Annotated in this window: 20 protein-coding genes; 10 read left to right on the top strand and 10 right to left on the bottom strand. The window is 58.2% G+C overall.

Features of this window, described 5'->3' with window-relative positions; genetic code table 11:
- Positions 1 to 9 precede the first annotated feature (9 nt).
- Positions 10 to 915, top strand: coding sequence for a LysR family transcriptional regulator (locus AC2FIP_RS09115; RefSeq protein ID WP_281972455.1), 906 nt, complete (start codon positions 10 to 12; stop codon positions 913 to 915).
- Here AC2FIP_RS09115 and AC2FIP_RS09110 read toward each other — a convergent pair.
- The 4 genes from AC2FIP_RS09110 to AC2FIP_RS09095 are packed head-to-tail and all read right to left on the bottom strand — an operon-like array spanning position 902 to position 6,615.
- Positions 902 to 2,170 carry an NAD(P)/FAD-dependent oxidoreductase gene (locus AC2FIP_RS09110; RefSeq protein ID WP_496786057.1) on the bottom strand — a complete coding sequence of 423 codons (1,269 nt, stop codon included), beginning with the start codon at positions 2,168 to 2,170 and terminating at the stop codon, positions 902 to 904. The genes AC2FIP_RS09115 and AC2FIP_RS09110 overlap by 14 nt on opposite strands.
- A gap of 41 nt (positions 2,171 to 2,211) precedes the next feature.
- Complete coding sequence (locus AC2FIP_RS09105; protein ID WP_496696224.1) at positions 2,212 to 3,246, bottom strand: ACP S-malonyltransferase; 1,035 nt, start codon at positions 3,244 to 3,246, stop codon at positions 2,212 to 2,214.
- Positions 3,243 to 5,435 (bottom strand): dehydrogenase E1 component subunit alpha/beta, encoded by a 2,193-nt coding sequence (locus tag AC2FIP_RS09100; RefSeq protein ID WP_496786056.1) that lies wholly within the window; start codon positions 5,433 to 5,435, stop codon positions 3,243 to 3,245. Before AC2FIP_RS09100 ends, AC2FIP_RS09105 begins: the two co-directional genes overlap by 4 nt.
- A gap of 10 nt (positions 5,436 to 5,445) precedes the next feature.
- Positions 5,446 to 6,615: a pyridoxal phosphate-dependent aminotransferase gene (locus tag AC2FIP_RS09095; protein WP_496786055.1), complete on the bottom strand. Its 1,170-nt coding sequence runs from the start codon at positions 6,613 to 6,615 to the stop codon at positions 5,446 to 5,448.
- Between the two features lie 98 nt (positions 6,616 to 6,713).
- Between AC2FIP_RS09095 and AC2FIP_RS09090 the strand changes: the two genes are divergently transcribed.
- Positions 6,714 to 7,607, top strand: coding sequence for a LysR substrate-binding domain-containing protein (locus tag AC2FIP_RS09090; RefSeq protein WP_142635780.1), 894 nt, complete (start codon positions 6,714 to 6,716; stop codon positions 7,605 to 7,607).
- Between the two features lie 55 nt (positions 7,608 to 7,662).
- Here the strand turns inward: AC2FIP_RS09090 and AC2FIP_RS09085 are convergent, their stop codons facing one another.
- The gene (locus tag AC2FIP_RS09085) at positions 7,663 to 8,820 is read right to left on the bottom strand and encodes an acyl-CoA dehydrogenase family protein (protein ID WP_496786053.1); all 1,158 of its coding nucleotides are present in this window, start codon (positions 8,818 to 8,820) and stop codon (positions 7,663 to 7,665) included.
- A 106-nt stretch (positions 8,821 to 8,926) separates the two neighbouring features.
- A complete protein-coding gene (locus AC2FIP_RS09080; RefSeq protein ID WP_496709140.1) occupies positions 8,927 to 9,502 on the bottom strand; it encodes a TetR/AcrR family transcriptional regulator in 576 nt (191 codons plus the stop codon).
- Positions 9,503 to 9,798: 296 nt separating this feature from the next.
- Between AC2FIP_RS09080 and AC2FIP_RS09075 the strand changes: the two genes are divergently transcribed.
- The 7 genes from AC2FIP_RS09075 (at position 9,799) to AC2FIP_RS09045 (ending at position 18,220) form a co-directional block, all read left to right on the top strand.
- Positions 9,799 to 10,263 (top strand): nuclear transport factor 2 family protein, encoded by a 465-nt coding sequence (locus tag AC2FIP_RS09075; RefSeq protein ID WP_496786052.1) that lies wholly within the window; start codon positions 9,799 to 9,801, stop codon positions 10,261 to 10,263.
- A 12-nt stretch (positions 10,264 to 10,275) separates the two neighbouring features.
- Positions 10,276 to 10,896 (top strand): pyridoxamine 5'-phosphate oxidase family protein, encoded by a 621-nt coding sequence (locus tag AC2FIP_RS09070; RefSeq protein ID WP_496786051.1) that lies wholly within the window; start codon positions 10,276 to 10,278, stop codon positions 10,894 to 10,896.
- 47 nt (positions 10,897 to 10,943) lie between these two features.
- Positions 10,944 to 11,105 (top strand): hypothetical protein, encoded by a 162-nt coding sequence (locus tag AC2FIP_RS09065; protein WP_185956647.1) that lies wholly within the window; start codon positions 10,944 to 10,946, stop codon positions 11,103 to 11,105.
- A 112-nt stretch (positions 11,106 to 11,217) separates the two neighbouring features.
- Positions 11,218 to 13,689, top strand: coding sequence for a heavy metal translocating P-type ATPase (locus tag AC2FIP_RS09060; RefSeq protein WP_496786050.1), 2,472 nt, complete (start codon positions 11,218 to 11,220; stop codon positions 13,687 to 13,689).
- Positions 13,686 to 14,075: a Cu(I)-responsive transcriptional regulator gene (gene cueR, locus AC2FIP_RS09055; protein WP_496700755.1), complete on the top strand. Its 390-nt coding sequence runs from the start codon at positions 13,686 to 13,688 to the stop codon at positions 14,073 to 14,075. The genes AC2FIP_RS09060 and cueR overlap by 4 nt, the downstream gene beginning before the upstream one ends.
- Before the next feature lie 97 nt (positions 14,076 to 14,172).
- Positions 14,173 to 15,045, top strand: a complete 873-nt coding sequence (locus AC2FIP_RS09050) for an NAD(P)-dependent oxidoreductase (RefSeq protein WP_496786048.1) — start codon at positions 14,173 to 14,175, stop codon at positions 15,043 to 15,045.
- A 109-nt stretch (positions 15,046 to 15,154) separates the two neighbouring features.
- Positions 15,155 to 18,220: an aminotransferase class III-fold pyridoxal phosphate-dependent enzyme gene (locus tag AC2FIP_RS09045; RefSeq protein ID WP_496786047.1), complete on the top strand. Its 3,066-nt coding sequence runs from the start codon at positions 15,155 to 15,157 to the stop codon at positions 18,218 to 18,220.
- A 52-nt stretch (positions 18,221 to 18,272) separates the two neighbouring features.
- Here AC2FIP_RS09045 and AC2FIP_RS09040 read toward each other — a convergent pair whose 3' ends face one another.
- Positions 18,273 to 18,749, bottom strand: coding sequence for a hypothetical protein (locus tag AC2FIP_RS09040; RefSeq protein WP_496786045.1), 477 nt, complete (start codon positions 18,747 to 18,749; stop codon positions 18,273 to 18,275).
- Positions 18,746 to 18,913 carry a hemin uptake protein HemP gene (gene hemP / locus AC2FIP_RS09035; RefSeq protein WP_142635762.1) on the bottom strand — a complete coding sequence of 56 codons (168 nt, stop codon included), beginning with the start codon at positions 18,911 to 18,913 and terminating at the stop codon, positions 18,746 to 18,748. Before hemP ends, AC2FIP_RS09040 begins: the two co-directional genes overlap by 4 nt.
- 220 nt (positions 18,914 to 19,133) lie before the next feature.
- On the opposite strand from hemP, the gene gph reads away from it, so the two are divergent.
- On the top strand, positions 19,134 to 19,799 hold the full coding sequence (gene gph / locus AC2FIP_RS09030) for a phosphoglycolate phosphatase (protein WP_496786044.1): 666 nt from the start codon (positions 19,134 to 19,136) through the stop codon (positions 19,797 to 19,799).
- A gap of 324 nt (positions 19,800 to 20,123) precedes the next feature.
- Here the strand turns inward: gph and AC2FIP_RS09025 are convergent, their stop codons facing one another.
- Together AC2FIP_RS09025 and AC2FIP_RS09020 are read right to left on the bottom strand one after the other, a co-directional pair.
- Positions 20,124 to 20,879 (bottom strand): ABC transporter ATP-binding protein, encoded by a 756-nt coding sequence (locus AC2FIP_RS09025; RefSeq protein ID WP_142635758.1) that lies wholly within the window; start codon positions 20,877 to 20,879, stop codon positions 20,124 to 20,126.
- Between the two features lie 9 nt (positions 20,880 to 20,888).
- Positions 20,889 to 21,644, bottom strand: a complete 756-nt coding sequence (locus AC2FIP_RS09020; protein WP_496700765.1) for an ABC transporter ATP-binding protein — start codon at positions 21,642 to 21,644, stop codon at positions 20,889 to 20,891.
- Between the last annotated feature and the right edge of the window lie 3 nt (positions 21,645 to 21,647).

Below are 21,647 nucleotides of genomic sequence, written 5' to 3'. Positions count from 1 at the left end.
ATAAATAATATGAATAAAAATGATTTCACTGATTTGGACGGCAAAGTCCTGCGGGTCTTTCTGACAATACTCGAGGAAAGCTCGGTCTCGAAAGCAGCCGATCGGCTGGGGGTCACGCAATCGGCAATCAGCCACACGCTGTCCAAACTGCGGCAGGTGCTGGGCGATCCGTTGTTTGTACGTTCAGGTCAGGGCCTGACCCCGACCGAACGGGCCTTGTCCCTGAAGGACCCTATTCAAACGGTGCTGGACGGGATGCGTGCCTTGACCGACGGTCGCCCCTTTGACCCGTTATCCGAACAGATCGACATTCGCATCGCCACAAATGACATGCCACGCGAAGTGATATTCCCAAGGCTGTTGCGCGACACACGCGCCGAGGGTGCACGGCTACGGTTGGAGTTCATCCCATCGGGCGTTCCCGATCCGGACCTGTTGCGCAGCGACCGGTGTCAGTTGATGGTCACCCCTCTGCCGCCGGATGGGCCGGACATTTATCAGAAACGGCTGCTCGAAAGCCCGCTGATGATGTTTTATGATGCCGGCCATTGCACCCCGCCAAACAGTTGGCAGACCTACTGCGAGAGCGACCATATCGAGGTGCGCTTTTCCGATGGTCGCAACGCCCGTGCCGTCATGCGGGGTGTTGATCAAAGCCAGATCAGAGCGCCGATTGTTACCCTGCCCCATTTCAACGCGATACCGGCCTTTGTGCGGGGCAGCTCGTTGATCTCGACCGATACCGCCTTGATGAGACAAGGTCCTCTGGCCGGGTTGGACTGTGCGCATTTGCCCTTCGAATGCACCCCGGTTCCGCTTTACATGGTCTGGCACCAAAGGTCGGCCAATGACCCGGCGCATCGTTGGCTGCGCAGAAGGATCGAAGCCATAGCAGCTGACATCAGCGCGCCTTGATCAAATGGGTCAGTGCAGCACCGGTTTCAAAGTAGGCGTGACGCAGGCGGGTCCAGCGTTCAGTATGTTCCGCCACAGCGGGAACTGGCAGCAACGCCGGATCCCCTGCCAAAAGGCTCTCAGCCGCCATACGGCCAAACACCGTGCCCGGCCCGATACCCCGGCCTGAATAGCCATGGATCGAAACCGCATCCGGTCCGATCCGAGTGATCTTGGGAATGTGATCCGAGGTCATCGCAATGCGGCCATGCCATCCCTGCTGCAAGGGTTGATCCGCAAGCTGAGGATAAAGCTCTGACAGTTTGCGCTTGATCCATCCGGTATGCGCGGCGCTGCCCGCATGTTCTAGATTGCCCATTGCGCCGAGGATAAAGCGCCCTTCGTGATCCATTCGGAAAGAGGTCATGATCAGGCCGGTATCCCAACATCCTTCGGCTCCGGGCAAAATACTGGCGCGCAGATTATCGGACAAAGGCGCGGTGGCGAATTGAAAATACGAGACAGGAACATAGGCCGGCGACGTGTCGGGCAGGTTTTTATGATACGCGTTGGTGGCCTGGATCACTGATTTGGAGCGCACCGTGGCCTGCGGGGTTTCCAACAGCCACTGGCCATCGACATGGCGCATCGTCGTCACCGGGCTTTGCGTGTGAACGCGTGCCCCCGAAGCGGCAGCCGCACGGGCCAGACCGCGCACATATGCCATCGGCTGGATCGTTCCGGCGCGCGGATCGAACAGAGCTCCACGAAAGGTGGCGCTGCCCGTGCGCTGGTACGTCTTGTCCGACGACAGCAACTCGACCGGAGCGCCTGCCTGACGCAACTGTGCATGGCGTATTTTCAGATCAGCAAGACCAGAGCCAGAATGCGCACAATGCAACGTGCCCTTGCGCATCGGCTCGCACTCGATCCCATGTGTCTGGATCTCGCTGAATACTTCACTTGGGGCCGCCGCAAGGATTTCGATCAGACGTGTTCCGACCGCATCCCCCAGATGAGCGCAGATTTCCGCAGGTCGTACCCAGAGCCCGGCATTAACCAGCCCCACATTGCGCCCAGACCCGCCATGCCCGATCTCTTGCGCTTCAAGCACACAGACCGAGGCTCCGGCCCGTGCGGCCGTCAAAGCCGCGGAACAGCCAGTATAACCGCCGCCGATCACCGCAAGGTCCACAGACAAATCGCTGGTCAGCGGGGCGCTCTCCACATGCTCGCGGCAGGTGTGTAGCCAAAGGGATTGATCATAGTCGCTCAATGCGGGCTCCTTGCGGTGTCAAAAACCATTAGGACGCGGGATCAGGTCGTCGCAAGAGCCCTTTGATCCTCACGCCCCATCGCGATCAGGAAAGGCCGCGCCTCTTGCTGCGACTGAAACGCTGCCCGATCGCACATCCCCTGCCACCCGGCCAGAACCAGCGATTGCGCAACGGCACCGCCCAAAGTCGCTCCGGGGCCTGTCACGATGAACAGGTCAGGCGCGAATTCGCGCGCGGCGGTCTGGATTGCGCGGGTGAAGTCATAGGCCGCGGTCACCTGATGTCCCAGGGTGTAATCCCACAGTGCCTGCGTGTCCGTCGCACCCGGCCACCAGATTTTGCCACGCCCGTCGATCAGAGGCCGGTCAGGCTGTTTGAACAGCTCCGCACCAAGTTGCGTGCGCCCTTCCGCAGCCACCGGAGCTTGAAGGTGGGTGTGAAATGCGGCGTGATTTGCCAACCTCATGGGGAACCTGTCTTGCACACTCGGCCACGATGCCTCGAACGCTCGCAAGCCCTCTTCGTTGCCCGCCAGAACCAGCATTCCACCCAGATCAATCGACAATGCCAGAACCTGACCGTCCTGCGCGTTGATCCGCGCCACATCCGCCAGCAATTCAGCCTTACGCTGAGGATCAGCCACCCAGCTATCGTCTGAAAACGGGTATACGAGCTGCCCACCAATTAGGTGGTCCTGCATCAGCGTCCCCATTGTGTTCACCACACGAAAACCATTCTCGGGCGACGCCGCGCCTCCGACGGCGAGGGCGATGTACCAGCCCATCGAGTTGCCGGTGACAGCCACCACTTCAATGTCATCGGCCAGCACCTGAGCATCAGCCAGAGATGCCGCGTAGATCAGAGGTGAGGCCACATCTCCACGCGAATACTTGCTGACCGTGAACCGATCGGCACCGTCCAGCTCCGTGACCGTCTCTTGCCCCGCATTGGCACGGATAGCGTCAAAATTGCCAAACATCTGCATCCGGCTTGCGTGATGACGGTGCAAATAACCCAGCTCGGCTTTGTTATAGGTGCCCCGACCCGGGCAGATCACAACGGCGGTACGGGTCATGAGCTGTTTCCAGTCAGATTGAGCGCGGCGGCGACGATATTAACCTTTGACGGCAATGGCGCAGCATATGCAGGCCCGGTCGCGATTAAGCTGTCTTCCGCAACAACGCGGGCGATTGGGGTGTCGGGGCTTTCTTCGACGAAGAAAGTTGTCAACGCCTCTGACTGGCTTCCGGTCCGGCGGCATTCGTCAACGACCAGAATATGCGCACAGGTTTTGGTGGCCTCGCGCAACGCTTCTGCAGGTAATGGAGCCAACCATCGCATGTCGATAATCCGGGTTCGGATCCCTGCGGCCTCAAGTTCGGGCAAGGCTTGCTGCGACAGGTAGTGGCCGTTGCCATAGGTCACAATCGCCAGATCGGTGCCGTCCCCCTGTACCCCGACCTCGCCCAGGCGGATGCTGCGATCCGGCGAAGGATAGGTCGTCATCCATCCGGCATCTTGTGCCTGATGGAGGTCGCGCATCGGATAAAGCGCAATGGGTTCCAGGAATACCACGACGCGCTGCTCTTCGCGGGCCAGCCTTACGCATTCTCGAAGCATCTGCACCGCGTCCGAACCGGTCGAGGGGCAGGCAATGATCACACCCGGAATATCGCGCAGAACGGCCAGAGAGTTGTCGTTGTGGAAATGCCCCCCGAAACCCTTCTGATATCCCAGCCCGGCGATCCGCAGGACCATCGGATTGGTAAATTGCCCGTTCGAGAAAAAGGGCAAGGTCGCGGCCTCGCCCCTGATCTGGTCCTCGGCATTGTGGAGATAGGCCAGAAACTGAATTTCAGGGATCGGGACAAAGCCGTTATGCCCCATACCGATGGCCAGCCCCAGGATGGACTGTTCGTCCAACAGCGTGTCGATCACCCGATCCGGGCCGAACCGCTGTTGCAGCTTTTGGGTCACGCCATAGACGCCACCCTTGCGTCCCACATCTTCGCCCATGCACACGATCTCGGCGTGTTCCAGCATCAGATCGGTCAGTGCCCAGTTGATCAGACGGCTCATCGGCTGGGGATCATCCATCGCGCGCATGTCGCCGCCAAAAGCGGCTGCACGGGCCTCGGCCCCCGGACCATTGGTGGGTTTGCAGGTCCGTTTCGGCGGGATCAGGCTGGCCATGACCTCGGACGCGGTGGTCAGATGCGGGCGGGTCACAGCCTGTGCCGCGACCCTGTCGGTGCGGGCGCAAGTGTCTTGATAGATCTTCAGCGCCTGATCCGGCGATAGCGCCCCGGCCTGATCCAACAGCCGCACCGAATGCAGAAGCGGATCATTAGCCTCATCAGCTTCGACCTCGGATTTCGCCATATAGGTCGTCGGGACGTCCGCCCCCGCATGGCCATAAAGCCGAACGGTTCTTAGATGCAGGAAAGCCGGCTTGCGCCGAGTGCGCACGTATTCCGCCGCCTCTTTCGCAACCGCATAGGTTTCGAAAATATCCAAACCGTTGGCCTGGAAATATTTGATCCCCGGCCGGTGCTGCATCGACGCTTGAATCCATCCCTTTGGCGTTCTGACCGAGATACCGATCCCATTATCCTCACAGACGAACAACAGGGGCAAAGGGGTCGACTGTACGCTGGTCCACCCCGCCGTATTGATCGCCCCCTGCGCAGTGGAATGATTGGCCGACGCATCCCCGAACGAACACATCGCGATCCCGTCCTGTGGCAGTTCGCGATGTTCGGGCGGGTGCCGCCGCGCTGCACCCAGGGAATAGGCCGCACCCACAGCTTTCGGCAGATGACTGGCGATTGTCGAGGTCTGCGGCGGGATCATCAGTGCCTTCGAGCCCAGTACCTTGTGCCGACCACCCGAGATCGGGTCCTCTTTCGAGCAGGCGAAACTCAGCAACATATCCCAGGCGATTTGCTGGCCCGGTACTTGTTCGGAACGTGCGATCTGAAAGGCGGCATCCCGGTAGTGCAGAAACGCGATATCCGTGGGCCGCAGCGCGTGGGCGACAGCCGCCATGCCTTCGTGGCCGGACGAGCCGATCGTGTAGAACCCCTGCCCCGCCTTCTGCATTGCGCGGCTGGTACGGTCCAGTGCCCGGCTGAGAACCTGAGACCGGTACAGCGACACCGCATCGGCGTTGCTTAATCCCGGTCGCGGTGCGGCGCCGTCAGGCAGGTGGTGCTGCGCCACGCGTGTCAGGAAATTCTCATGAACGATCTGAGCGCGATCCATGGCGGCCCCTCTACTTCAATCTGGCGGTCGCAACAGAAATGCGCCGCAACCCTTCTTGCAGGCTTTCGGTGGCGTAAGCAAAAGAAAGCCGCAGGTGGCCCGGCAAACCAAAGGCACGCCCCGGCACCAGTGCCACCCCGACTTCGTCCAGCAGATACCGGCAGAATTCGTGATCGACCGGCATTTCAGCCGGTGTTTTGGGAAAGACATAGAACGCGCCATCCGGAACGGCACACTCCAGACCCGCGGCATTCAACCCAGTAACCACAAGATCACGGCGCGCCCGCATCGCCTGCAGGCGTTCGCCCAATAGCGTTTGCGGCCCGGTAATCGCAGCCAATGCTGCCGCCTGTGCGATGGAACATGCGCCTGATGTAATCTGCCCCTGAACAGCGGTCATCGCCTTGATCAAGGGTGATGGCCCGATTCCCCAACCGATCCGCCACCCGGTCATCGAATAGGCCTTGGAAACTCCATTTACGGTCAGCACTCTATCCGCCAGATGCGGCACGGCCTGAACAAATGGCGTGAAGGGAACATAGGTCAGGTGTTGGTAAATCTCATCCGAGATCACCCAAACACTGGGATGCCTGTCCAAAACGCGACCCAGGGCCTGCATTTCCGATTCAGTATAGACCGCGCCGGTCGGGTTTGAGGGCGTGTTCAGCAAAAGCCAGCGAGTGCGCGGCGTAATTGCGGCCTCAAGCTGTGCTGGGGTCAGCTTGAACCCCTGAGAAACCGGACAGTCCAGGACAACCGGATTACCGCCGGACAGCCTGACCATATCCGCATAGCTGGTCCAGAACGGCGCCGCGGTAATAACTTCATCCCCGGGATCGAGCGTGGCCATCAGCGCCCCGGACAAAACCTGTTTAGCACCGGTCGAGACGATCACGTTTTCCGGCTGGACACTGGCCCCGACGGCGATAGCCGCCCGAAGGTCCAGCGCCCCTACCGTCGCCGGGTATCGTGTTTGCCCGGCCAGCGCCGCTTGATGGGCCGCTTCGACCACATGTTCAGGGGTCGGGAAATCAGGCTCACCGGTGCTGAGCGCGACCACATCGACACCCTGCGCCTTAAGGCGCGCAGCCTGCTCAGAGATCTGAACAATCTCTGACAACTCAATCCCGCGCAGCCTGTCTGCACGCCTAAAACTATCTGCTGCGATTTCCCTGGACACTGCCAACGTCTCTCTTGACCAAAATATTCATTTGGTATCGGGCTGGCGGGCCCTAAAAGCCAGTGATATTCCATCCGAAAGGTATGAGGAATTATCATATGATCGCCCCCCGTCGTTTTCTGCCGTCTATCCCCTCTCTGCTGGCACTCGAGGCCGTTGACCGCCTTGGCAGTGCTTCGGCGGCAGCGGAAGAGCTTTCGCTGACCCAAAGCGCCATCAGCCGACAGCTCAAGTCGATGGAGGAACAGCTGGGCATCGAACTGATCCAGCGAACCCAGATGCGGCTGCAGCTTACCCCGGCGGCAAAAGAATACGTTCAGGTCGCGCGCAAAAGCTTGCACCAACTGGCGCAGGCCTCCCTAAAACTCAGAGCCAATCCGACCGGAGGATCGCTGAACCTGTCGATCCTGCCGGCGTTTGGGATGCATTGGCTGGCGCCGCGTCTTCAGGACTTTGCCCGCCGACATCCCGAGGTGACCGTCAATCTAAACACCCGGCTTCGCCCCTTCGATTTCGAAACGGAACATTTCGACGCCGCGATTCATTTCGGGCGTCGAGATTGGCACGGCGTCAACTACCTGCCGATCATGCGTGAAAACGTTGTACCGGTCTGCGCTCCGGAAATTCTGCCAAAAAACCCCGAACAGATTGACTGGCTAATGAATGCCCCGCTGCTGCACCTGGAAACGCGCCCTGATGCCTGGGAGCAATGGTTTGCCGCACAAGGGCTTGTGGCATCAGGGCTTGGCGGCATGTTGTTCGACCAATTCTCGACTATGGGACAAGCCACAATTCATGGGCTTGGGGTGGCGCTGCTGCCCAGCTATCTGGTCGAAGACGACCTGAAAACCGGGCGACTCGTTCCCGCCTGGAAAGGCCCAGGCGTCAGTCTGGGCGATTTCTTTCTGGTCTGGCCGCAATCCCGGGTGGCATCCGAGCCGCTGAAGTCGTTCTGTTCTTGGCTGCAAGGCCAAGTCGACCAAATCTCGTGACCGGGCCATTCCGACCACCCTAGAAAACTGCGGGGAGTGAGCGTTCCGAACAGGATTATGTGTCCAACGACCGAGCAATGAGTTCCTTCATGATCTCATTTGTCCCGCCATAGATCATCTGAACCCGCGCATCCGCGTAAAGCCGAGCAATCGGATATTCCATCATGAACCCATAGCCACCAAACAGCTGCAGACATTCGTGCATGATCTCATTCTGCACCTCAGACCCCCAGTATTTGGCCATCGACGCGGTCGATGCATCCAAAGTTCCAGCCTCAAGCCGGGCAATACAGTCGTTGACAAAACTGCGCAGCACTTCGGCCTTGGTTTTACACTCGGCAAGCTTGAAGCGGGTATTCTGGAAATCCATCACGCGCTGACCGAAGGCTTTGCGCTCCTGCGTGTATTTCACTGTTTCGGCAATCGCGAAATCAATCGCACCTAGGGCACCGATTGCAATCGTCAGGCGTTCCCAGGGAAGTTGCCGCATCATCTGGTAAAAACCCTGCCCCTCTTCCGCACCAATCAGGTTTGTCATCGGGACCTTGACGTCCTCAAAGAACAGCTCGGCCGTGTCATTGGACTTCATGCCCAGTTTCTTGAGGTTCCGCCCCTTGCGGAACCCATCTGCGCCCTGCGTTTCGACCGCGACCAACGATACCCCTTTCGACCCTTGGGTCTTGTCGGTCTTTGCGGCCACAAGGATCAAGTCCGCAGATTGCCCATTGGTGATAAAGATCTTGGACCCGTTCAGACAGTATGAGTTACCGTTCTTTTCCGCAGTTGTGCGGATCGACTGCACATCCGAACCGGTTCCGGGCTCTGTCATGGCCAGCGCGCCGACCATCTCGCCCGAGGCGAGTTTCGGCAGCCAATTCAACTTTTGATCTTCGCTGCCATAAGCAGTGATATAGTGGATGACAATCGACTGGATCGCATAGCCCCAACCGGAATCTCCGTGCGAGGTCTGGGCGTACATGGTCAGAGCATCAAATACCATGCCACCACCGACACCGCCGTGTTCTTCGGTGATCGCGCCAGCCATCAGTCCCATGTCACCGGCCTTGCGCCAGAACGCACGATCAACAACCCCGTTTTCGGTCCAGCGCTCGATATTGGGCACCAGTTCGTCCTGCATGAAACGGTCCGCCATTTCGGCAAACATCTGGTGCTCTTCTGACACCCAGCTGGATGTAGGGGTAATAAGAGACATTGCGCATCCTCCAAGATCAACTTGCTGCCAGCGTAATTTGGACCGCCAAGTAATCCAATGCGTTGGATGAAACGCTACGCAACGTCTTTTGGAAGATTTCGCCGGGTCACGGGATCGGTGCGGCCAACGCGTTTTCCAGCAAGACCCGCGCTGCAGCTTTGGCATCTTGCGCGGGATCACAGCTTTTCAACAGAACCGCCGTCACGATTGCCCCTTCTTTCAGCAGAAGAATCTGACATCCCAGGCTTTCAGGGTCGCAGGCACCGGCTTTGCGGGCCAGATCCGTGAAATATTCCAACAACAACCGCTTGTGTTCCGCCGCCTGCACGTGGATCGGGTGCTCTTTCTCCTGGAACTCGGCGCCAGCCTTGATGAACATGCAGCCGCGAAACCCGTCTTCGGCGAACCACTCGCCCAGTGCATCAAAGCTTGAAATCAACTGGTCCGCAGGGGTGTGGGCCAATTCCTCGACACGACGCATGAACCAGTTGCGGAAATTCTCGTCCCGCAGACGCAAAGCCGCCAGAATCAGATCTTCCTTGGTGCGGAAATGTTTGTACATCGAAGTCTTCGACACACCCGTCTCAGCCACCAGCTTGTCCATGCCGGTCGCATGAAAACCGTCACGATAAAAGACCTTCAGGGCCTTGCGGACCAGCTCATCCCTTTTGTTTGGGCGCATGATTCGCCTCCTATACGTACCGATCTGTACATAATTGTACCCTCCATAATCCGCAAGGGCCACCAATGTTCAGGAAATTCTCTTTATTTTCCACCTGGATAGAGAAAAATTTTAGATATTTTACAGGCGCCCCTTGCAAAGAGGTACCGATCAGTACACCTTAACGACACGATGTACCGATCAGTTAACTATGGAGCCGTCATGAAACGCCGTACCAGCCCCTTCAACCGCCAGTACATCCCATTTCTGTTGACCCTCGCGCTGCTCGCTGCATCGCTGACCTGAAGGATCATGACATGAGCCGCCCCCCTCTGCCGCCATTCACTGCTGAGACCGCTACACAAAAGGTCCGCATGGCTGAAAATGCTTGGAACAGCCGCGATCCGGATATCGTGACGCCCGCCTATACCGAGGACAGCCAATGGCGGAATCGGGCCGAGTTTGTCGCGGGCCATGCTGAAATTCACGCGCTTTTGACCCGCAAGTGGAGAAATGAGCAGGAGTACCGGCTGATCAAAGAACTCTGGGCCTATTCGGAAAACCGTATTGCCGTGCGCTATGCGTATGAATGGCGGAACGACAGCGGCCAGTGGTTCCGCTCATATGGTAACGAGAACTGGGAATTCGATAGGGATGGTCGGATGGCTAAACGTCATGCCTCGCTGAACGACCTTTCGATCAGGCAACAGGATAGGGTTTTCCTTTGGCCTCTTGGTCCGCGCCCTGACGACCATCCCGGCCTGTCTGATCTGGGCCTGTAGAAAGGACCTATTATGCCACGTGCTTTTTCCAAACTAACCTTCACGTCTGCCGTTCTCACCCATCAAGAAAGGATGGGATCGGCGAAAACCTATGCGAAATTCCTGGAAAGCGGCCCTGTGCAGGGCCACGAAATCAGAGCCGCCGAAAAAGTGTTCATCGAGGCCCGCGACGGGTTCTACCAATCAACCGTGTCCGAGACCGGCTGGCCATATGTGCAGCATCGTGGCGGACCCGCAGGGTTTTTACGAGTACTTGATGCGCAGACCATTGGGTATGCTGATCTTTCGGGCAACAAACAGTATATCTCGCGCGGGAATTTGGATGGCAATGACCGGGTTGCGCTGATCCTGATGGATTATGCCAACCAGCGACGCCTGAAAATACTTGGGCGTGTCGAAATTGCCGAAGGCGCTGCGGCGGCTGCCAGCCTCTCCCCCGAAGGCACCCAGACCCCGGCCGAGCGCGCAGTCATTATCAAGGTCGAAGGTCTGGACTGGAATTGCCCAAGTCACATTACCCCACGATTCACCGAGGCCGAGCTGCGCCCCCACCTGAACGAATTGGGCCAGCAGATGGCCCAACTTCAGGCGGAAAATGACCGGCTGAAACGGGAACTGGAAAATAAGAAATAAGCCCCAGTGCCAAGCATTCCCCAACTTGTGATTCAAGGACTGACACCATGATAACGTTAACGCTACACCGAGCCTTCATAGTCCTGTTTGGTTTCGCTCTGTCGATTGCCTTTCTTATGCTGGGATTTTTCGCATCCCCCGAAGCTGTTCGGACATCCCCGCCCGCGCTTTATAATTCGCTGCTGCTGGAAAAACTGGCCCAAGACTAAGAACCGTACGGCCCTCGAAACAAGAGATTGTGCCTGAATCATGATCTCTGCCCTTGACCTTCCTGTGACTGGAACCCCCATCTAGGGTTGGAAACAGGACAGGATGAGTCGATTGGCCACCCCACATGCTATCAGACTGAAAGTCACCGGAATGAGCTGCGCATCCTGCGTAGGCCGCGTGGAATCTGCGTTGCGCAATGTTCCCGGGGTTACCGAGGCTTCGGTCAACTTCCCAACCGAGACTGCACAGGTCACTTATGACGGGCCGATCAGCGACCTGACCGGCGCGCTGGACAAAGCTGGTTATCCAGTGTCAGTGGCAGAAGCTGTTCTGCAGATTGACGGAATGAGTTGTGCTTCTTGCGTCGCAAGGATTGAACGAGCACTCTGCGCAGATCCGGCCGTCATAAGTGCTCGGGTCAACCTGGCCACTGAAACCGCGACCATTCGTTTTGCCGACGGGGCAACTGATCCTGTGAAGCTGGCGCAGCTAAGCACTAAAGCGGGCTATCCGGCGCACCCTTCCAGGATGGCCGAAAGCAACGATGACAAACCGGGCGAAGCCTCTGCGCTGATCCGCACCACCCTGATCGCTGCGGCGCTGGCTATGCCCGTGTTTATACTCGAGATGGGCGGGCACATGATCCCAGCCTTTCATCACTGGGTTCAGGCGATAATCGGGATTCAGACCAGCCATATCATCCAGTTTGTCCTGACGTCAGTTCTGCTGATCGGCCCCGGAAGGGTGTTCTATGCCAAGGGTATCCCGGCCTTGCTGCGCGGGACACCTGATATGAATGCGCTGGTCGCGATGGGAACCGGTGCCGCCTATCTGTATTCCGTCCTGGCCACCTTTGCGCCTCAGGTTCTGCCGCAAGGCAGTGCAAATGTGTATTACGAGGCCGCCTCGGTCATCGTGGTCCTTATCCTGCTGGGTCGCGCGATGGAGGCGCGGGCAAAAGGCCGGACCGGGGCCGCTATTCGCAAACTGGTCGGGCTTCAACCGAAAACAGCCCGGCTAGAACAGGACGGGGGCACGGTCGATCGGCCCATATCCGAAATCCTGGTTGGCGATGTGCTGCAGATCCGACCCGGAGAGCGCGTCCCAGTGGATGCTCAAGTGTTGGACGGCACCTCATACGTGGATGAAAGCATGATCACCGGCGAACCCGTTCCTATAGGGAAATCGGCCGAAGATCAGGTGATAGGGGGCACGGTCAACGGCACGGGCGCGCTGCGCGTGCGCGCCACGCGGGTTGGGTCCGAAACGGTGCTGGCGCAGGTGATCCAGATGGTTCAGCAAGCTCAGGGTGCCAAGTTGCCGATACAGGGGCTAGTCGACCGGATCACGGCGTGGTTTGTTCCCGTTGTGATCGGCGTTGCCCTACTGACCATTGCGATCTGGCTGATCTTTGGCCCTGCGCCTGCCTTGCCGATGGCGCTGGTCGCAGGGGTTTCGGTTTTGATCATTGCCTGCCCCTGCGCCATGGGGCTGGCGACTCCGACGTCGATCATGGTGGGCACGGGGCGCGCGGCTGAACTGGGCGTGCTGTTCCGCAAAGGCGATGCGTTACAGCAACTGCAACAGGTCAAAATCATCGCGCTGGACAAGACCGGGACGCTGACAATGGGGCGCCCCGAACTGGCGAATGTCACGACCACGAACGGGTTTGAGCGCGATACTGTTCTGCGGCTGGCCGCTGCGGTTGAGGCGCGGTCCGAGCATCCGATTGCCACGGCGATCACGCGGGCCGGACCGGCGGACCTGCCCCCTATCTCCGGCTTTGAATCGCTGACTGGGCTGGGCGCCCGCGCGTCTGTCGATGGGCATGATCTGCTGATCGGCTCACCCAGATTGATGACGCAGAACGGAATTGATCTGTCAGCGCTGAGCCGACAGGCCGACCAGCATGCCGCCGAAGGGGCGACCCCCGTATTCGTCGCGATTGACGGTCAGGCCGCAACACTTCTTGCGGTCTCAGACCCGGTCAAACCCGGCACGGTCGAGGCATTGCGCAGGCTGCACACGATGGGCCTGACATTGGCGATGGTCACCGGGGACAACGCCCTGACAGCGCTTGCTTTGGCAGACAAGCTGGGCATCGATCATGTCACAGCCGAGGTCCTGCCGGACGGAAAGCTCGCCACAATCAACGCCCTGCGCGACCAGTTCGGAGAGCTGGCCTTTGTCGGTGACGGGATCAACGACGCCCCGGCATTGGCTGCGGCGGATGTCGGCATTGCTATTGGAACTGGCACGGATGTGGCGATTGAAACGGCGGATGTGGTGCTGATGTCGGGCGATCTGCGCGCGGTTGCCAATGCAGTTGAAATCAGTCGCCGGACCATGAGCAATATCCAACAGAATCTGGGCTGGGCGTTTGGATATAATGTTTTGCTGATCCCTGTCGCCGCCGGGCTGCTGTATCCTTTTGGCGGCCCGCTTCTTTCCCCGGTTCTGGCGGCCGGAGCCATGGCTTTGTCCAGCGTCTTTGTCGTCACAAACGCGCTGCGTCTTCGCAGGGTTCGCGCCAGCCTGCCCGAGGGATCACATACGGCGGCTCCACAAATGGTGACGTCATGAATATCGGCGACGTTTCCAACCAAACCGGTCTCCCTACCAAGACCATCCGCTATTACGAAGATATCGGACTGATCAAACCCCTGCGCGATGATAATGGCTATCGCCGGTTCCGCAGTCAGGATGTGCACAAACTGAACTTTTTGGGCCGGGCCCGCGCATTGGGATTTACGATCGAAGATTGCCGGACCCTGATGGCCTTGTATGAGGATGAATCCCGCGCAAGTGCAGATGTGAAGAAGGTTGCCCGCGCGCATATGGTCCAGATCGAAGCGAAGATTGCCGACCTTAATGCGATGCGCGATACGTTGGGTCATTTAATTGACGCCTGCGCCGGCGACGACAGGCCTGATTGTCCGATCCTGAAGGATTTGGGCGGACAACCCTGACACGGGGTTGCCCTTTGTCTTCAGCTTTGCTTTGTCTCTGCCAAACAATCCGGCTTGCGGCGTCTGACCGGACCCGGACAGCAGAGAGGTTCACCAAATGGCAAAAGTTGCGTTCCTTGGTTTGGGTGTCATGGGATATCCAATGGCCGGCCACCTGCAGACTGCAGGTCATGAGGTCACGGTTTTCAACCGAACCACCGCTAAGGCCGAGGCTTGGGTCGCCCAATATGGCGGCTCAATGGCCGCTACCCCGCGCGAGGCGGCTGAGCGAGCCGAGTTTGTCATGGCTTGTGTGGGCAATGATGATGACCTTCGCATGGTCTGCACCGGCGACGATGGCGCCTTCGGCGCAATGTCCAGCGGCGCGGTTTTCGTCGACCATACGACCGTCTCCGCAAAGGTAACCCGAGAGCTTTATGGTGCCGGGAAAACTGCAGGAATCGCTTTTGTAGATGCGCCGATCTCGGGCGGACAGGCCGGTGCCGAAAACGGCGTTCTGTCGATCATGTGCGGGGGGGATCAGGCTGCCTATGACGCGGCCGAGCCCATTATGCAGGTCTATTCCAAAATCTGCCGCCGCATTGGGGACAGTGGCGCCGGTCAGATGACCAAGATGTGCAACCAGATCGCCATTGCCGGACTGGTTCAGGGCCTCAGCGAGGCGCTGCATTTTGCCGAAAAAGCCGGGCTGGATGGCCGGGCGGTTGTGGAAGTGATCAGTCAGGGGGCCGCAGGCAGTTGGCAGATGGCGAACCGCTATGAAACCATGTTGGACGATCATTTCGAGCACGGTTTCGCGGTGGACTGGATGCGCAAGGATCTGGGAATTTGCTTGGATACCGCAGATGAAACAGGGGCATCCCTGCCGGTGACGGCTTTGGTTGATCAGTTCTATAAGGATGTGCAGAAAATGGGCGGGAATCGGTGGGATACGTCCTCGCTTATTAAACGGTTGCGCGCATTGGGGTAACGGGAAAAGGGGGCTGTCTGCCCCCCTCTTGGCCCGCAGGGCCAATTCACTCCCGAAGATATTTTTAGCCAGATGAAAAGGACCCCGGTTTACTGGGACAGGGTTTCAAATGAACGACATCATCGCATTTTGGGCTGATGCTTTGCGGCAAAATTGGGGGCTGGACGCGCGGCTGACCCGATTGGACGGCGAATACGATCTTAATTTTCTGGTCCGGGCAACCAACGGACAGGATTATGTTCTGAAAGTCATGCGCCCCGGATGCGAAGCAGAGCTTGTGGACCTGCAGGTCAAAGCCTTAGAACATATCGCCTCAGAAGCACCAGGGCTGCCATTTCCTACAGTGTTTCCCGATTTGCAGGGGGGCTATCTGCCCCGAATCGAAGATCACGAGGGGGTACCGCGCCTTGTTTGGTTGCTGGAATGCCTGCCTGGGCAATGCTATGCGAAATCGGCACCCAAATCCGAAGAGTTGATCCTAAAGCTGGGTCGCGTTCTGGGTGCTACAGACCGCGCATTAGAGCGGTTCACGCATGAGGGTTTGGCCCGGGGCGATTTCAAATGGAATCTGACGCGGGCAGGGTGGATCGAACAGCATCTGGACACCGTTAGTAGCCCCGCGCGACAGGCAGTGCTGGCCGAGATATGTTCCGAATTCAATGCGATATCAGACAAGTTGGCAGGCTTGCCCAGTCAGGCGATTCATAATGACGCCAATGACTATAACGTTCTGGTCGAAGCAGAGCTTGGCCAGCGCCCGGGGGTGTCGGGCTTGATTGACCTTGGCGATATGTGTGCCGCGCCACGCGTTTGCGATCTGGCGATTGCCGGGGCCTATATCGTATTGGATCATCCGCAACCCGAACGCGCATTGGCGGCACTGGTGCGCGGCTATCAGGCGGCAAACCCCCTGCGCGCGGACGAAGTCGATCTGATCTGGCCTCTCTTGCGGATGCGACTGGCTGTGTCGGTTGTGAACTCGACCCTGATGGCCCTTGAAAACCCGGATGATCCTTATGTCACCATCAGTCAGGCGCCGGCCTGGCGGTTTCTTGAGGACCACAGCGTCAATGGCGGATTGATGCCAGCGCGCCTGCGCGTCGCCTGTAGTCTGCCGGTCACCGATGGGGCCGAACGCATCCATGCCTATCTGTCCGCGCATCGTGGTCAATTCGCCGAGATGTTTGGACAGGGTCTAAAAGATGTGCCCATTGGCTCGCTATCGGTCGAAAACTCCGTGTGGCCGCGAAACCCATTCCACATGCCCCTGGCCGAGGCGGCACGTGTTGGCGAGGAAAATATCACAGACTTCTGGTTGGGATATTACAATGAACCCCGCCTGATTTACGCAGAGCCGGGGTTCCGCAAAGGGCCATGGAAAGCTTCGGACCGACGCACCGTGCATCTGGCGGTGGATGTGTTCGCGCCTGCCGGCACTGTCCTGAATGCCCCGATCAGTGGCCGGGTCGAGGCGGTCGAGAACCGCGACAGTCACCTTGACTATGGCGGGGTGGTGATCCTGCATCACGAAACACCCCAAGGCGATCCGTTCTATACACTCTACGGACATTTGGATCCCGAGGTCTGCGACAGGCTGAACCCGGGCGATCCAGTCGCACAGGGAGCGGCGTTTGCACGGCTTGGGGATGTCACACAGAACGGGGGCTGGGCCCCACATGTACATTTCCAGCTGGCCCTGACTACCAACGGGATGCAGGCCAACTGGCCGGGTGTTGGCGACCCTGACGAGCTTGAACTGTGGCACGCCGTCTGCCCGAATCCGGCGGCTCTGCTGAACCTTCCCGATGACAAGGTGTTCTATCGGCCGACCGATAAACAGGCGATCCTGCAGGGACGGCAGGACCACTTCGGAGGCAACCTGTCCCTGACCTATGACGATCCAGTCATGCTGGTACGCGGTTGGAAGCATCACCTGTTTGACGAATGGGGTCGCCCTTATCTGGATGCGTATAACAATGTACCCCATGTGGGCCACGCCCACCCGCGCATTCAGGCTGTCGGAGCAGATCAGCTCAAGCGGATGAATTCCAACACTCGGTATCTGCATCCGGCCCAGACGGCTTTTGCCGATAAGGTTCTGTCCAAGCTGCCCGATCACCTCGAGGTCTGCTTCTTTGTGAATTCCGGCACCGAAGCCAATGAACTCGCCCTGCGGCTGGCCCGCGCCCATACCGGCGCCAAAGGGATCGTGACGCCCGATCATGGGTATCACGGCAATACCAACGCCGCGGTGGCAATTTCGGCCTATAAGTTCAACAAACCGGGCGGAGTTGGTCAGGCGGATTGGGTGGAACTGGTTGAGGTCGCGGATGACTACCGAGGGTCTTTCCGGCGCGACGACCCCGATCGCGCCCAGAAGTTTGCAGATCTAGTGGACCCAGCGATTGCAGCCCTACAGGACAAAGGTCAGGACGTTGCCGGTTTCATTGCCGAGACCTTCCCTTCAGTTGGCGGGCAGATCATACCACCCAAAGGCTATCTGCCCGCAGTTTATGAGAAAATCCGCGCCGCTGGTGGTGTCTGCATCGCCGACGAGGTGCAGACAGGTCTGGGGCGTCTGGGCAAATATTATTTCGGCTTTGAGCATCAAGGCGCGCTGCCGGATATCGTGGTCATGGGCAAACCCATTGGCAACGGTCATCCATTGGGCGTTCTGGTTACCACCAAAGAGATCGCCCGCAGCTTTGACAACGGGATCGAGTTCTTTTCGACCTTTGGCGGGTCGACCCTGTCCTGCCGCATCGGCAAAGAAGTTCTGGATATCGTCGATGATGAAGGCTTGCAGGACAATGCCCGCCTGATGGGCGACAGGTTGATGACAGGCCTGCGTCAGATCGAGACCGATTTCGGATCTGTCGGTGATGTGCGCGGCATGGGCCTGTTCGTTGGAGTCGAACTGATCAATCCCGATGGCTCTGAAGGCCGTGAGATCTGCCAATATGTCAAAAACCGGATGCGCGACCACCGCATTCTGATTGGCAGCGAAGGACCAAAGGACAACATCCTGAAAATTCGCCCGCCGCTGACGATCGAGGCGGAAGATGTGGACATGATCCTATGGGCATTGCGGGAGGTACTGGCTGAGGTTGGCGATTTCAGCCCGCCACCTTCGTGTGATCATGACCATCACCACGCTGGGTGTGGCTGCTGCTGAATGCACGGAACCCCGGCACGCATTCGCCGGGGTTCTGCACCTGCCCTGCTGCTTAGTGCAGCGTGGCAGTGGGGTTCTGATGTCTTGAGGTTGGCATCGGGATCGAGACCGTCATGCGTCGCAAAGCCAGCCCTAAATCCTCAGACAAAGCGGCCAATGCGGGGGCAAAATCGGGACGGACGATCAGGGACGCCATCATCATAGCGTCTTCGCGCGCGCCTTCTGATGCCGCCGCAATCATCTGGGCGAAACAGTTTTCATCCGCGCCAAGGCAGGCACAGCCCAACCCATGCCGGATCAGCGGGCGTCGCCCGTGATGGGCACAAAGCGAGCACAGCCGGTCCAGCGTCAACATCGCTGCCCGACCCTGATCCGTGCCCAGGGCGATCTGAAAGTCCTGCGCCGCATCCATACGCGTTTGCATTCCGTCCCCCCAGAGGCGCAGGTACATGACCGCACCGGCCTCGACAGGGCTTAGGTCGGACAGACGACCAACGGTCGCGCCACCCCGGGCTGCAGGCGCGCTCATTTCGTCAGGATCAGTTTACCCGCGCGCGTGATGCGCAGGGTGTACAGCTGATCGCCCAGCTCGATATGGGCCAGATTGCCCCCTTTGGTCAGATCTTCAGCCTTATGTGCAGGCAGCATTGATACGGCAAAAGACTGGCTGGGATTCGGGTTCTGAACATTCATCAGGATCACTCCGGAGGGTTTCGGGCAATGCGCCTTATCGGTTTACTTTTCGGGTATCTGGCTGGCCCGATTCCGGGGTTGCTGACGGCTTAAAATATAATCTGATTATTTTAGTCAGGTATGTCAAGCCTCAATATCCCACTCTCGCAACCGGGTTGAATTGCACTGCCTGAACACACCAGTTAGGACTTGCGGTGCAGCTTCAGAGGCAAGGATTTCAATGAGCGCTACAATTATGTTCGATTTGGACGGAACACTGGTCGACAGCCTTCCGGACATCACCGCCGCTGCGAATGCAATGCTGCGGGACACTGGTGTCCCGCCCCTGCCCCAGGACACGATCAAACAATTCGTCGGCAATGGCCTCCCGAAATTGGTAGAACGTATGATGTTTCATTGCGACCTGCCTATGGATCGCCATGCCGAGCTATCGGAACTGACGCTGACCCACTACAACGCAGCCTCCAGCGACAAAACCGTCGTTTACCCTGGCGTGGCCGAAGCGCTTGAACAGCTGCGCCAGATGGGTTGTGTTCTGGGTGTTTGTACAAACAAACCCAAAGCACCGGCTGACCATGTTCTGAAGTCGATGGGCCTGACCCATCATTTCGATGCCACCTTGGGTGGTGACAGCCTGGCCACGCGCAAACCAGACCCAGCCCATCTTGAGGCAAGTTTTAATGCAGTGGCCGCTATAGGTCCGCGCCTGTTCGTGGGTGACAGTGAGGTCGATGCAGAAACCGCTGAACGGGCCCAGGTGCCCTTTTTGCTATTCACGGAAGGTTATCGGAAAAGCCCGGTTTCTGAACTGTATCATACCCGTAACTTCGCCGACTGGCACGAAGTGCCTGCGCTTGTAAGTGAGCTTTTGGGGGAATTGGGTTGATGTCCCCCAACTAGTGAGGGGCCGGCCGAGGGGGTAAGTAGCCAGCCCCTCAAGGGGGAAAAGTGGTAGGTCCTTGGAAACTCCTTGGATGATTTGAAGCTAACGAATCGCTCCAATCAAAGATATAGGGGGTTTCCCGTAGCCCTAGACAGGGTGTTGAAATTACATAATAAATTATCCGTAAATTCTAAAAATTCGTTGAATATTGTCATTTTCCGTTGGTGACCCGGACCCAGGACACCGCCAATCGAAAGCTGAACAACGAAAAAGGGCGGGGATGAACACCCCGCCCGACGGTTCAGAACAATTGCTGAATCCGCATGTTCAGATTGCCAGATATTCCTCGCGCAGCTGTGGATTCTCTAACACCTCGCTGGCGGCTCCATCAAACACGATGCTGCCCGTATCCAGAATGATCGCACGGTCCGCCAATTCCAGGGCGCGCACCGCGTTCTGCTCGACAATGATCGTGGTCATACCCTGCTGTTTGACGTGAAGCAGAGTCTTTTCGATCTCATCCACGATCACCGGGGCAAGCCCTTCATAGGGTTCATCCAGAAGCAACACCTTGATGTCCCGTGCCAAAGCCCGCGCAATCGACAGCATCTGCTGCTCTCCGCCCGACAGGGTAATGCCTTCTTGCTTGCGGCGCTCACCCAGCCTTGGGAACAGCTCATAAAGCCGTTCCAGCGACCAGCCGACAGGTGGAGCGATCTGGGCGAGTTGCAGGTTCTCTTCGACCGTCAGACCGGGGATGATACGACGATCCTCGGGCACAAGGCCAAGGCCTGCAGCGGCGGCCTCATAGCTGGTCATTTTGTGCAGCGGCTTGTGATCCAGCCAGATTTCACCATGACGCACCTCGGGGTCACTGACCCGCGCGATGGATCTGAGCGTCGAGGTCTTGCCAGCACCATTCCGGCCCAGCAGGGCCAGAATTTCACCTTCGTGCACGTTAAAGCTGACGCCCTGCACGATATAGCTTTCGCCATAGTATGAATGCATGTCCCATACGGACAAAAACGCAGGGGCGGTGCTGGCCATATTGGCGTTTTTCGAAAAGTCAGGTTTCTCGTTCATTGCTTTTCCTTACGCGGCCTCACCCAGATAAGCTTCGCGAACCTTGGGATGCCCGCGGATGTTTTCTGGCGTATCTTCGACCAGAGGTGTTCCCTGCGCCAGAACGGTGATGCGCTCGGCCAGGCTGAACACCACATGCATGTCATGTTCAATGATGGCGATGGTAATGTCACGCTCGTCCTTGATCTGTTTGAGCAGGTCGATCGTGTTGTTGGTATCTGCCCGGGCCATCCCGGCGGTGGGTTCGTCCAGCAAAAGCAGGCGCGGGTTCTGGCTGAGGCACATGCCGATCTCAAGTCGTCGCTTGTCCCCGCGTGACAGCGATGCCGCGTGCATCTCGCGTTTGTCAGCCATGTTCATCTCTAACAGCATCGCCTCGGCCTGCTCGACAATCGCCCTTTCACTGGAGATGGTTTCATAGGCGTGCATCCGAAACGCGCCGTCCCGCATCGCAAAGATCGGGATCAACATGTTCTCCATCACAGTCAAATCGCCGAAAATCTCGGGCGTCTGGAACACACGGCTGATACCCATCTGGTTGATCTGATAGGGTTCCAACCCCAGAACAGAATTGTTGTCGAACAAAACAGAACCGGTATCCGGCATCAGCTTTCCCACCAAACAGTTCAGCAAGGTTGACTTGCCCGCACCGTTCGGGCCGATGATCGCGTGGACCGAGTTTTCTTCGACGTTGAGGTTCACATCCGACAGCGCCTTGAGGCCACCGAAGCGTTTGCTGACGTCTTTGACTCGTAGAATTGCCATGGT

Source organism: Ruegeria sp. CDSB114, assembly GCF_059611025.1.
This window is presented reverse-complemented; position numbering and strand designations above follow the sequence as displayed.